At 73.0% G+C, this 12,560-nt stretch carries 7 protein-coding genes; 4 read left to right on the top strand and 3 right to left on the bottom strand.

From position 1 onward, the window contains the following. The first annotated feature begins 203 nt into the window (after positions 1 to 203). Positions 204 to 1,289 (top strand): c-type cytochrome, encoded by a 1,086-nt coding sequence (locus KF840_06515; protein MBX3024547.1) that lies wholly within the window; start codon positions 204 to 206, stop codon positions 1,287 to 1,289. 11 nt (positions 1,290 to 1,300) lie between these two features. Here the strand turns inward: KF840_06515 and KF840_06510 are convergent, their stop codons facing one another. After that, positions 1,301 to 1,930, bottom strand: coding sequence for a TetR/AcrR family transcriptional regulator (locus tag KF840_06510; GenBank protein ID MBX3024546.1), 630 nt, complete (start codon positions 1,928 to 1,930; stop codon positions 1,301 to 1,303). Between the two features lie 71 nt (positions 1,931 to 2,001). Between KF840_06510 and lpdA the strand changes: the two genes are divergently transcribed. Further along, positions 2,002 to 3,405 (top strand): dihydrolipoyl dehydrogenase, encoded by a 1,404-nt coding sequence (gene lpdA, locus KF840_06505; protein MBX3024545.1) that lies wholly within the window; start codon positions 2,002 to 2,004, stop codon positions 3,403 to 3,405. 53 nt (positions 3,406 to 3,458) lie between these two features. Beyond that, entirely contained in the window at positions 3,459 to 3,980 is a 522-nt protein-coding gene (locus tag KF840_06500; protein MBX3024544.1) for a gamma-glutamylcyclotransferase, read from the top strand. A 79-nt stretch (positions 3,981 to 4,059) separates the two neighbouring features. Here the strand turns inward: KF840_06500 and KF840_06495 are convergent, their stop codons facing one another. After that, on the bottom strand, positions 4,060 to 5,325 hold the full coding sequence (locus KF840_06495) for an aminotransferase class I/II-fold pyridoxal phosphate-dependent enzyme (protein MBX3024543.1): 1,266 nt from the start codon (positions 5,323 to 5,325) through the stop codon (positions 4,060 to 4,062). Positions 5,326 to 5,394: 69 nt separating this feature from the next. Next, the gene (locus KF840_06490; protein ID MBX3024542.1) at positions 5,395 to 7,308 is read right to left on the bottom strand and encodes an acyl-CoA dehydrogenase family protein; all 1,914 of its coding nucleotides are present in this window, start codon (positions 7,306 to 7,308) and stop codon (positions 5,395 to 5,397) included. 461 nt (positions 7,309 to 7,769) lie between these two features. Between KF840_06490 and KF840_06485 the strand changes: the two genes are divergently transcribed. Beyond that, positions 7,770 to 12,422, top strand: coding sequence for a response regulator (locus KF840_06485; GenBank protein ID MBX3024541.1), 4,653 nt, complete (start codon positions 7,770 to 7,772; stop codon positions 12,420 to 12,422). The last annotated feature ends 138 nt before the right edge of the window (positions 12,423 to 12,560 follow it).

The raw sequence follows: 12,560 nt of genomic DNA, 5'->3' as shown, positions 1-12,560 counted from the left end.
GCACCACGATGCGACGCGGAAGGCAACGCCGGCCGTGCCCCCGCCGGGTGAGAAACGCTCCTCGCGTTCATTCATGATTCTAATCTTCCGCCGAGGCTCTGAATCGCGATCCGTAATATCGACCATGATGCGCGGGGTCAACCGGGTTGCATCGCCGACGCGCACTGTTAGGGAATCCCACGATTCCGGTTCTGGAGGCGCGGATGCGGATTGCGACAGCGATGCGGATGGCGACGGCGATGGTGATGCTCGCGGCACTGGGAGAGGCGGTGGCGGCGCAGCAGAACGCCGCGACCCCCGAGGCGACCCAGCCGGCGGCGCAGGTGGTGCGCTCGGGCACCTGGTCGATGACCCTGCCACTCGGCCTGCAGGCGGAGGGGGCCTATATCCCCGACAACAACCCGATGAGCGACGACAAGATCGCGCTCGGCAAGCTCCTGTACTTCGACGAGCGCCTGTCGAAGGACCGCACCGTGTCCTGCGCCAGTTGCCACATGCCGTTCCACGGTTTCGCCGATCCCAACCGCACCTCGCCCGGCGTCGGCCATCAGTTCGGGGCGCGCAACAGTCCGACGGTGATGAACCGGCTGTTCTCCAAGGCGCAGTTCTGGGACGGGCGGGCGAAGGACCTCGAGGAGCAGGCGCACGGGCCGCTGGTCAACCCGGTGGAGATGGCGATGGGGTCGCACGACGACGTGGTCGCCCGCGTCAAGGACGTCCCGGGCTATGCCCCGCTGTTCGCCAAGGCCTTCGGCGATTCGACGATCGACATGCCGCGCATCGCGGCCGCGATCGCCGCCTACGAGCGCACGGTGGTGACCGGGGACAGTCCCTACGACCGCTACCTCGCCGGCGACAAGGGCGCGATGAGCGAGGCGCAACTGCGCGGCATGGGCGCCTTCTTCGGCCGCGCCCGCTGCGTCACCTGCCATCTCGGATTCAATTTCACCGACGAGAAGTTCCACAACCTCGGCGTCGGCATGGACGCCGAGAAGCCCGATCTCGGGCGCTACGTGGTGACCAAGGTCGACGAGGACAAGGGCGCGTTCAAGACGCCGACGCTGCGCAACATCGAGCTCACGGCGCCCTACATGCACGACGGCAGCGAGGGGACGCTGGTCGAGGTGGTGGAATTCTACGACCGCGGCGGCAACCGCAACCCGTGGCTGTCGAAGGACATGCAGCCACTCGGCCTCTCGGCCCAGGAGAAGCGCGACCTGGTGGCGTTCATGGAGGCCCTGACCGGACCGATCGCCAACGCCACGCCGCCGAAGGCGTTGCCGCGGTGAGCTGACGGCGCTCAGCTCTCGGCGGTCAGCGCCTTCGCCAACGCGGCGGCGCCGATGGCGCCGCGCAACTGGCCGAGCACGAAGCGGTGGACCCGCTCGGCCGGCCAGTGCGTGAAGCGCATCTGGATCACCATCCAGCTCGAGCCGATGATCATCAGCGCCCCGGTCTCGGCGTCGATCTCGCTGTCGATGCTGCCCTCGGCCTGGCCGCGGCGGATGGTCTCGATGCAGCGCCGCAGCACCCCCTCCTGGAAACGCAGGAAGAGCGGCCAGGAGTCGTCGCGGATGGCGGTGCTCCATTCGAGGACGACGCGGGCGTGGTCGGGGTCGCTCTCCACCGAGGTCGCGAAGGCGACGGCGTGCTCGAGCAGGGCGCGCGCCGCGTCGCGCTGCGGCTGATGGAATCGGTCCGCCATCGCCTCGTAATAGTGGGCGACGGCGGTGAGCACCGATTCGACGAGGCGCGCGCGGGTGCGGAAGTAGCTGAACACGGTGGCGGCGGATACCTGCGCCAGCTTGGCGACGTCGGCGTGCCCGGTGCGGCTGAGGCCGCGCTGCGCGAAGGCGCGGATGGCGGCGTCGAGCAGTTGCTGGTGGCGGTCGGCCGGCGGCAGCCGCTGCGCCCGCGTCCGTTTCTGCACGGCGGCAGGCTACCAGCCGCGGCGCGGCCCCGCCAAGGAGTCCAGGCGCGGTTTCTGCTAGCCTGGCGCGCATGGCGGAGAGTCGGTTCGATGTGGTGATCGTGGGCGGCGGCCCGGGCGGCTACGTGGCCGCGATTCGGGCCCGCCAGCTCGGATTGACGACCGCGCTGGTGGAGCGCGACCAGCTCGGCGGCATCTGCCTGAACTGGGGCTGCATCCCGACCAAGGCGCTGCTCCGCACCGCCGAGATCAACCACCTGCTGCGCCACCTCGACGCGCACGGCTTCAGCGCCGAGGCGGTGCGCTTCGACCTCGACAAGGTGGTGGCCCGCTCGCGCGCCGTGGCGCAGCGGCTCTCGAACGGGGTGCGCTACCTGATGAAGAAGAACGGCGTCACCGTCGTCGCGGGCAGGGCGCGGCTGGAGGGAGCGGGCCGACTGGTGGTGGAGCGGGACGGCGCCGAGGCGGTCGGTCTCGAGGCGGCGCACGTGATCCTCGCCACCGGCGCGCGACCACGCGCGCTGCCCGGCATCGAACCGGACGGCGAGCGCGTCTGGACCTACCGCGAGGCGATGGTGCCGAAGGCGTTGCCGGGGGCGCTGCTGATCGTCGGCGCCGGCGCCATCGGCATCGAGTTCGCGAGCTTCTACCACGACATGGGGGTGGCGGTGACGGTCGTCGAGGCGCTGCCGCGCATCCTGCCGGCCGAGGACGAGGAGATCGCCGCCGCGGCGCACAAGAGCTTCAGCCAACGCGGCATCGCCATCCACACCGGGGCCACCGTCCAGTCGGTGCATCGCGAGCGCGACGGCATCACGGCGGTGATGGACCTGGGCGGCGGCTCGACCTCACCGATCACCGTCGACGCCGTCATCCTCGCCGCCGGCATCGTCGGCAACGTCGAGGGCATCGGCCTGGAGACGACGCGGGCGCGGGTGGAGCGGGGGCACATCGTCGTCGACCAGTGGCTGGCGACCGACGAGCCGGGCCTCTACGCGATCGGCGACGTCGTCGGTCCGCCGTGGCTGGCGCACAAGGCGAGCCACGAGGGCGTCATCTGCGTCGAGCGCATCGCCGGCGTCGCCGACGCGCGGCCGCTCGATCCGCAGGCGATTCCCGCCTGCACCTATTGCCGGCCGCAGATCGCCAGCGTCGGCCTCAGCGAGGCGGCGGCGCGCGCCGCCGGGCACGCGGTGCGGGTCGGCCGCTTCCCCTACCAGGCGAACGGCAAGGCGATCGCGATCGGCGAGCCCGAGGGCGTGGTGAAGACGGTCTTCGACGCCGAGACCGGCGAGTTGCTCGGCGCCCATCTGTTCGGCGCCGAGGCGACCGATCTCGTCCAGGGCTTCGTCATCGCCAAGGTGCTGGAGAGCACCGAGCGCGAGATGATGCGCGTCGTCTTCCCGCATCCGACGCTCTCCGAGATGCTCGGCGAGGCGACCCTCGACGCGTTCGGCCGCGTCCTGCACACCTGACGCCCGCCGACGGGCGATTGTGTCGGGCGGCCCGCTCGGCTACGCGGCTGGCGATGTCGGTGTGGTATTTCGCCTACGGCGCACACATGCAGAGCGCGACGCTGCGCGGCCGCCGAGGGGTGGCGTATTCACGCGCCGTCGCCGCCCGCGTGCCGGGCTGGCGGCTGGTGTTCGACAAGCCGCCGCTGCTGGCGGTCGGCCATGGCTTCGCGACCATCGTGCCCGATCCCGCCGCCGAGGTCCTCGGCGTGCTGTTCGAGCTGGCGGTGGAGGCGCTCGCGCACGTCGAGCTCAGCGAGGGGGTACGCATCGGCAACTACGACGCGGTCGAGGTCGAGGCGTTCCCGCTCGCGCCGGCGGCGCCGGTGCGAGCGCGCTCGCTCTCGAGCGCCCGCCGCGACCCGGCGCTGCGGCCGTCGCGGCGCTACATGGCGTTGCTCATCGAGGGCGCCATCGAGCACGGTCTGCCGGATGCCTACGTCGAGGCGCTGCGCGCCGTGCCGGCGGTCGAGGAGAGCGCGGAAGCCGCTGCGCTGCGCCCGCTCATCGATGCCATGATGAAACGCTCGCCCTGAGTCCCGGAGGTGGCACGCGGCGACCGACGCACGCCCGTCACCTTCGCGCCGCGTGCGGCCGCGGGGCGCGCGGCCCCTGCTATCCGGCCTGTTCGAGGGCGACGAGCTCGACGCAGGTGGCCACCAGCTCCATCGCCTGGCGGATCTGCTCCAGCGACGGGAAGCTCGGCGCCAGGCGGATGTTGCGATCGTGCGCGTCCTTGCCGTACGGAAACGTCGCGCCGGCCTTGGTCAGCTTCACGCCGGCGGCATCGGCCATTTGCACCACCCTGGTGGCGCAGCGGTCCGGGGTGTCGAGGCTGATGAAATAGCCCCCCGCCGGCTCGCTCCAGGTGGCGATGCCCTTGCCGCCGAGGCGCTCGCTCAGGATGGCGGTGACCGCGTCGAACTTCGGCTTCAGGATCGCGGCGTGCTTGCGCATGTGCGCGGCGATCCCCGCGGCGTCGCGGAAGAAGCGGACGTGGCGGAGCTGGTTGAGCTTGTCGTGGCCGATGGTCTGGATCGACATGCCGGCCAGCAGATGGCGGATGTTGGTGGGGCTGCCGGCGACGACGCCGACGCCGGCGCCGGCGAAGCTGATCTTCGACGTCGAGGTGAAGATGACCGGGCGCTCGGGATGGCCGGCGGCGCGGCAGGCGGCGAGGAGGTTGGCGAGCGGCGGCGGGTCGTCGACCAGATGGTGCACCGCGTAGGCGTTGTCCCAGAAGATGCGGAAGTCGGGCGCCGCGGTCTCCATCGCCGCCAGCCGTTCCACGACGCGCGGCGAGCAGACGACGCCGCCGGGGTTGCTGTAGCGGGGCACGATCCACATGCCCTTGATGTGCTCGTCGGCGTGCACCAGGCGCTCGACCCAGTCGATGTCCGGCCCGTCCGCCGCCATCGGGATCGGCAGCATCTTGATATCGTAGCGCTCGCAGATCGCGAAATGCCGGTCGTAGCCCGGGCTCGGGCAGAGGAACTTCACCTCGTGCTTGCCGCGCCACGGCGGCGCGTCGGGCGTGCCCTTGAGCAGGTACTGGGCGATGGTGTCGTGCATCAACGCCAGGCTCGAGTTGCCGCCGACGATCACCTCCGCCGGCTCGACCTCGAGCAGCTCCGCGAACAGGGCGCGCGCCTCGGGCAGCCCTTCGAGCACGCCGTAGTTGCGGCAGTCGGTGCCGTCGGCGGCCTTGTAGTCGCGGCCGAGGCAGTCGAGCAGCCCGAGCGAGAGGTCGAGCTGCTCCGCGCACGGCTTGCCGCGCGTCATGTCGAGCGCCAGGCCGCGGCCGCGGAAGGCGTCGTAGGTGGCGCGGAGCTCGGCGAGCCGCTGCTGCCGCTGGGCGCTGGTCATCTGGGCGAGCGTCATCGGTCCTCCAGCGGGATATTGGAGCACGGATCGCGCGCCCGTCGAAGGCAGGCGATCGGACGCTCGTCGTCAGGAGGCGGCGGCCACCTGTGGCGCGTCCGTCTCCTGGCGCGCGGTGATGGCGTGGGTGCGGAAATCCTCCGGCTTCCAGCCGAGCGGCATCCGGCCCTCGAGCAGCCACTCGTCCTCGCCTTTCATGACCTGCGCGGCGATGCTGTTGAGCTTCGCGTCGTCGTTGCTCCACAGCGACTTGAAGGACTGCCGCACCCGCCGCCGGGACTGGCGGCAGAACAGGTCGGCGAGCTCGAGCGCCTGCTTGCCCTCGACCCCGCCGGCGTCGCGGATGCTGCGCGCGTGCGAGATGGTCGCCGCCATGGCGAACAGCTCCATGACGATGTCGACGCAGCGGAACAGGAAGCCCTGCTTGCGCTCCATCTTCGCCTGGTAGAGGGCCATGCCGTGGAAGCTGGAGCGCGCCAGCTTGCGGGCGCTGCGCTCGATGAAGCGCATGTGGCCGGCGAGCGGGCCGAAGTCGCTGAATTTCGACCACGTCGTCAACCCGCGCAACCACAGCGGCGGGTACCAGAATGCGTAGTAGCCGAGGATCTTCGGCATCGCCGCCAGCTTGGTGGCGACCGTCGCCCTGGGGTCGATCATCGCGCCGGCGACCTGCAGGTGCTTGTCGACCGCCTCACGCGCCATGAACAGGTGCATGACCTCGCTCGAGCCCTCGAAGATGAGGTTGATGCGACAGTCGCGCATCACCCGCTCGACCGGGATCGGCGCCTCGCCTCGGCCCTTGAGCGACTTCTCGGTCTCGTAGCCGCGTCCGCCGCGGATCTGCAGCGTGCGGTCGACGATCTCCCAGGCGCGAACCGTGTTCCACTCCTTGGCCGCGGCAGCCTCCAGCCGGATGTCGTAGCCGCCGCGATCCGCCATGGCGCTGGCGATCTTGGCGATCGAGTCCATCGCGAAGACGGTCGCCGCCATGTCGGCGATGCGGTGTCCCACCGCCTCGTGCTTCCAGATCGGTAGGCCCCACTGGTTGCGCGCGTTCGACCAGCCGCGGACGATCTCCAGGCACTGCTTGCCGATGCCGGCGCACGCCGCGGGCAGGGTGAGGCGTCCGGTGTTGAGGGTGATGAGGGCGATCTTCAGGCCCTTGCCCTCCTCGCCGACCAGATTCTCCTTCGGGATGCGCACGTCCTTGAAGCTGACGACGCCGTTGGCCAGCGCCTTCAGTCCCATGAAGCGGCAACGATACTCGATCTTCACCCCCGGCCACGAGGTCTCGACGATGAAGGCGCTGATCCTCTTGGTCTTCGGGTCGCGCGCCATCACCACCAGCAGCTCGGCGAGGGTGCTGTTGGTGCACCAGAGCTTCTCGCCGTTGAGGACGTAGAAGTCGCCATCGGCCTCGACGGTGGTGGAGAGGCTCGCCGGGTCGGAGCCGACGTGCGGCTCGGTGAGCGCGAATGCCGAGATGGCGCCGGCGGCGCAGCGCGGCAGGTACTTCTTCTTCTGCTCCGGAGTGCCGAACAGCTTCAACGGCTGCGGCACGCCGATCGACTGGTGCGCCGACAGCAGCGCGGTGACGTTGCCGTCGTAGCTGCCGACCATTTCCATGACCTTGCAGTACTCCGACACCGTGAAGCCGAGGCCGCCGTACTCGGTCGGGATCTTGATTCCGAAGGCGCCGAGCTTGCGCAGCCCGTCGACCACGTGCTCCGGGTACTCGCCCGTCTCGTCGATCGCGACCGAATCCACCCTGGTTGCGAGGAATTCCTTCAACTCATTGTAAAACTTCGTGAATTCCGGCCGTTCCTGTTGCGCCGAGGGGAAGGGGAAGACGAGATCGGGATTGAACTGACCGAGGAAGAGCTCGCGGAGAAATCCGCGTCCGGCCCATTCCTGCTCGCGCGACTCCTCGGCGAGTTGTCGCGACTCCTGCTCGGTCGTCATGCGCGGCTGCGTCGAGCTCATCGGCCTCTCCCTCTCTTCACACGCCCACGCACCGCCGACGCGGCCAGCGGAACCTTCGTGGACCTCGTGCGTAACGGAATTCGCATTCACTACCCTAGCAACGTTTTCCGGGTCAACAACGGTATGCGGTCGGCGCCGGCCGCGAGGTGATGTGCGGGTTGACAGGCCATCGGCAACGCCTCGCCGCCGCCACGTCGCGGCCGATTCGTCGAGATTTGAACGACCGCCAATCGCCACGACGGTCGACATCTCAAAGCTGATGACTTGGCGAGTGTTCAGGCATTTCGATGGCGAGCGTCGACCGACACGGCACAACCGTTGCTTGGCCATGTGCAGCCTGGAGACCCGATGGCGCCCTGTGTTTCCGCACCCCTCCGCTGCGCGTCACCGCCACGCGCGACCCCCCGCCAGGGGGCGGCCGGTCGATTCGCGTCGCCCGCAGCGCCCGCACCAGGAATGGCGTGAGCGAGGATCGGCTCAATTCCGGAGCACCCGCCGCGGGCCGCGAGGGCGCGGCCCCGTCGGCCCCCGACCCGTCGTGCGAGCTGGTCCTGCGCGATCGCGAGCTGGCCGCGCTGCGCGAGGCCCTCGAGGCCGAGCGCGCCGACGCCCAGGCGGCGCGCTCGGCCATGGAGGTCCAGCTCCGCGAGGCCACGCGCAGCGCCGAGGTGCGGGCCCGGCTGGAGCGCGCTCTTGCCGAGCAGCGCGAGGAACGGGCCCGCCTGCTCGCCGATTACGAACGCGCCCTGGCCGGGATGGCTGACGACCAGCGGGCCGCCCTGGAGCTGGCGACCGAGCACGAACGGGCGCGCGACGAGGCGGTCGCTGCCGCCGCCGAGGCGCAGACCATTCTCGGCGCCACCGAGTTCCGCGTCCGCACGCTGGAAGAGGAGCTGGCGCGGCGCGCCGCGGCGTTCACGGACCTGGAACAGGCGCTGGCGGCGGACGCGGCTGCCCGCGATACCCTCAGCGGCGAGCTGCAACGGCAGCAGGCGGCGATGTCCGCCGAGCGGGCGCGCGCCGACGAGCTGGCCGGGCGGCTCGCCTCCGCCGCCGCCGAGGTCGAGTCCCTGCGCCTGGCGCGCGAGGCCGATGCCGCCCAGGTCGCCGCGCTGGCCAACCGCGTCAGCGCCCTCGACGCCCTCCTCGGCGAGCGGGAGGAGGGGCTGCAGGCGCTCGCCGCGTGCGTGCGCGAGCTCGAGGCGGCGCTCGCCGCCGCCGATGCCGGGGCGCGCGCCGCCGCGGAGGAGGCGCGCGGCGAGCTCGTCGCCCTGCGCGCCGCGGCCGCCGCGCTCGAGGCGGAGCGCGATCGCCACGCCGCCGCGGCGGCCAAGGTCGGCGCCGACAACCAGGCGCTGAACGAGCGCCTGGCAGCGCTCGAGGCGACGCAGGCGGCGGACAAGGACGAGCGGACGCGAGCGTTGGCGGAGCTGGAGCGGCAGCTCGCGGACGCGCAGGCGACCGCCTCCTCCCTCGCCGACCGCTGCGAGCAGGTGGCGCGCGAGCGCGATGACATCGCCGAGTGCAGCGCCGCCCAGGCGGCCGAGCTCTCGAGCCGCGGCGGCGAGATCGACACCCTTCGCGAGCAATGCGAGCGGCTGCGCGCCGCCCTGGAGGAGCGCGAGGCAACCGCGGCGGCGCTGCGGCGGACCGTGGCCTCGGCGACGGCGGAACGCGACGGGACGCTGGCGGCGCTGGCGGCCCTGCGCGCCGAGGCCGACGCCACCGCGCAGGCGCTGCGCGGCGAACAGGCCGCGCGCGGGGCGGCGCAGGGCGAGGCGGAGGCGGCCCGGCAGGCGCTGCGCGAGCTGGAGGACGCGCAGGCGCAGGCGGCCGAGTCGTGGGAGGAGGAGCGGCGGCATCTCGCGGCGCAGGTGGCGGAGCAGGCGGAGGCGCGACAGCGGCTCGAGGCGGACCGGGCGGAACAGGCGAGCGCTCTGGCGGCGCTGGCCGGCGAGCGCGGCGAGCTGCGGGAGGCGCTGCGCGGCGAACAGGCCGCGCGCGGCGCGGCGCAGGGCGAGGCGGAGGCGGCCCGGCAGGCGCTGCGCGAGCTGGAGGGCGCGCAGGCGCAGGCGGCCGAGTCGTGGGAGGCGGAGCGGCGGCATCTCGCGGCGCAGGCGGCGGAGCAGGCGGAGGCGCGACAGCGCCTCGAGGCGGACCTCGCGACGCAGGTCGCGGCGCGGTCGCAGCTCGAGCGCGACCTCGCCGGGGGCGCCGAGGCGCTCGCGGCGGCGAGCGCGGCGCGCGACGAGATGGCGACCCGACTGGCCGCCGGGCAGGCCGAGGCGCAACGCCTGGGCGCCGACGTCGCCGCGGCAACGGCGGCCTTGCGGGCGTGCGAATCGCGCCTCGCGGCGGCGGAGCGCGCCGCGGCCGCCGAGCGGCAGCGGTTGGAGGCGGAGCTGACGGCGCAGCGCGCGGCGGCGCTGGCGCTGACCGACGATGCGGCGGCGGAGCTGGCCGCGGCGCGCGAGCGCCTGGCCGCGGCCGAGGCGGCGGCGGCCGCGGCGACCGCCGGGCAGGAGGAGCTCGCCGCCGCGGTGCAGACGCTCACCGAACGCTGCACGGCGCTGGGGACGCGACTGAGCCAGAGCGAGCAGCGCGGCCACGGGTTCGAGCGCGAGCTCGCCGCGGCCGAGGCGCGGGCGCGGAGCGCGGAGGACGCCACCCAGCGCGCCAGCGAGGCGCTGAGCGAGCGCGAGCACGCCAGCCGGGCGGCGCTGCAGGAGTTGCGGCAGACGCTGGCGGCGCGCGAGGCGGCGTTGGCCGAGGCCCTGGATGCGGGCGAGACCGCGGCGGCGCGGCAGCGCGCCGCCGCCGCGGAGCAGGAGGCGCTCGCGGATCGGCTCGCCCGTATCGAGGCGGCGCGGGCGGCGGAAGCCGACGGGGCGCGGGCAACGGCGGCCGCGCTGGAGGAGGCCGTGGCACGGGCGGCCGCCCTCGAGGCCGAGCGGGCCGAGGCGCGGGCGGAGGAAGCCGCCGCCGCCGCCGCCGTCGCGACGTTGCGCCAGCAGCTCGCGGAGTTGGAAGCGACCGTCGCCCGGGAACGCGCCGACGCGAGCGCGGCGCTCGACGAGGCGTTCGCCGAGGTCGGGGCGTTGCGGCGCGAGCTGGCGGCGCAGGCGGATGCCGTCGCCGAGCTGGCGGCGCTGCGCGAGGCGCGCGACGCCGCGCTCGCCGCCCGCGACGAGGTGCAGGGCCAACTCGCGGCGCTGGGCGAGGACGTCGCGTCGCTGGCCCCGCGCTGCGCGGCGGCGGAGGCGGAACGCGACCGCCTGCTGATCGCCGTGGCGCAGTTGCAGGACGATCTGCTGCGCGCCGCCGGAGAGCACGAGGAGTGGCGGGGCCGCGTGGCCCGCCTCGAGGAGGGGATGCTGGCGGCGCGCGAGACCGAGGCGCGGCTGCGCGGCGAGCTGAGCGGGCGCGGCGACCGGCTGGGCAGCGCCGAGTCGGAGCTGCAGCGGTTGGCCGCGGCGCGCGATCGCCTGATCGAGGAGCTGGCCTTCTCCCAGCAGCAGCTCGAGGCGAGCCGTTCCACCGGCGCGCAGCTCGAGGACCGGGCGGCGGCGAGTGAACAGGTCGCCGAGGCGGCACGCCTGCGCCAGCGCGACCTGGAGGCCGAGATCCTGGCGCTGCAGCAGCAGCGGTTCGACGCCGAGGAGCGGTTGGCCACGCTCGCCGCCGAGCGCGACGAGGCGGGGCGCGGTCGCGACGCCCTGGCGGCGCAGCTCGCGGCCGAACGCGGCGAGCGGCAGCGCGATCGCGACCTGGAGCTGGCGGGCCTGCGCGAGGAGTTGGCCGGCGCCGAGCGCGATGCCGAGGATCTGCGGACGCAGGTCGCATCGCTCGGCGCGCTGCGCGATGCGCTGCAGGACGAGCGGGAGGCGCTGCGGCGCCGGCTCGCCGACGCCGACGATGCGGAACGCCTGAAGAGCGAGCTGCTGCGCCTGCGGGCGCGCCTGGAGGACGTCGAGCGACAGCAGGCCGACGCCGCCCAGCGCCACTCGCAGGCCGTCAGTCTCTACATGCTGGAGCTGAACCAGCGCACGGATGCGCTGCAGCAGCGCGACATCGAGGTGCAGCGCCTGCAGGAGCAGCTCCAGGTGGTCGAGGCGGCGGTCGAGGACGGCGCCGCGCAGCTCGCGGATCTGCGACGCGAGCGCGACCTGTACGAGCTGCAGGTGCGGGAGCTGGAGAGCCACCGGCCGCGGCTGCGACCGCTGGCGGAGCCGCCGCCGGCGCCGGAAGACGACCTGCGCGTCGCGGTCGAGGACGCCGCCGCGGTGCTGGTCCCCTCGAGCCCCGCGCCGGCCACCGAGATGCGCCTGGTGGACAGCCGACCGGCGCCGGCGCCGCCGGCGCGCGCGCTGCCGTCGAGCGACGAGCCGCGACTGGTGATCCACATCGAGGATCACGCGGCGCTGCGCGAGGCGGTGCGCGCCCAGGTGGAGCGCTGCGCCGCCCTGCGCTACACGGCGCACGCCGAGTGCACGACCGACGTCCCCGGCCTCGATCCACTGCTGGCGGTGAACCTGCTGGCCAAGGACTGCGATCCGCTGGAGGCGATCTGCGACGCACGCTGGGGCATGCACGAGCCGCGCGCCTTCACCTACCTGGCGCATGGCTCGCGCGGCGTCATCGTGGGCATCACCGACATCATCCCGCATCCCTTCTCGCCCGACGACTGCGCCACCCGGCTGCTCGAGCGCCCCGGCGGGACGCAGCGCCTGCTGATGGTGAGCGACAAGATCGAGGTGATGAACGAGATCCGGGCGGTGTTGAACCGGGTGAAGTGCTCGACCTCGGTCGCGCTCGACGGCCGTCAGGCCTACGACCTGGTGTCGATGGTGAAGCCGGACGCCATCCTGATCGACCTCACGCTGCCGCGCGCCGAGGGGATCCGGCTGGTGAATCGCCTGCGCGCCGACGCCAAGACCGCGAGCCTGCCCATCATCTTCGCGCTCGGCGAGCCGCTCGACCTGGCGCGATTCCGCGCCGACGCGCTGCGCGTCCTCGCCGACTGCCGCTTCTCCGCCGACGATCTCAGCGCCGAGATGGCGCGCGTGCTCGTCGATCTGCAGAGCGACCCGGACGGCCTGCGGGCGACGGGATGAACGGCGGCCCCGCGGGGGGCGCGGTCGCCGCGACGTGGTGCGCGTCCGCGAGCGCAAGGCGGCCGTCCATCGGTCGCGCCTCCCTGCCCCGGCGAAGCCGGCGCGGCTTGTTCCTCGGCGCACCGCCTCCTAGAGTTC

This window comes from bacterium, from assembly GCA_019637795.1.
Classification (GTDB): domain Bacteria; phylum Desulfobacterota; class Binatia; order HRBIN30; family CADEER01; genus JAHBUY01.
Note: the sequence above shows the minus strand (reverse complement) of the source record. Positions and strands in the feature narration are given on the sequence as shown.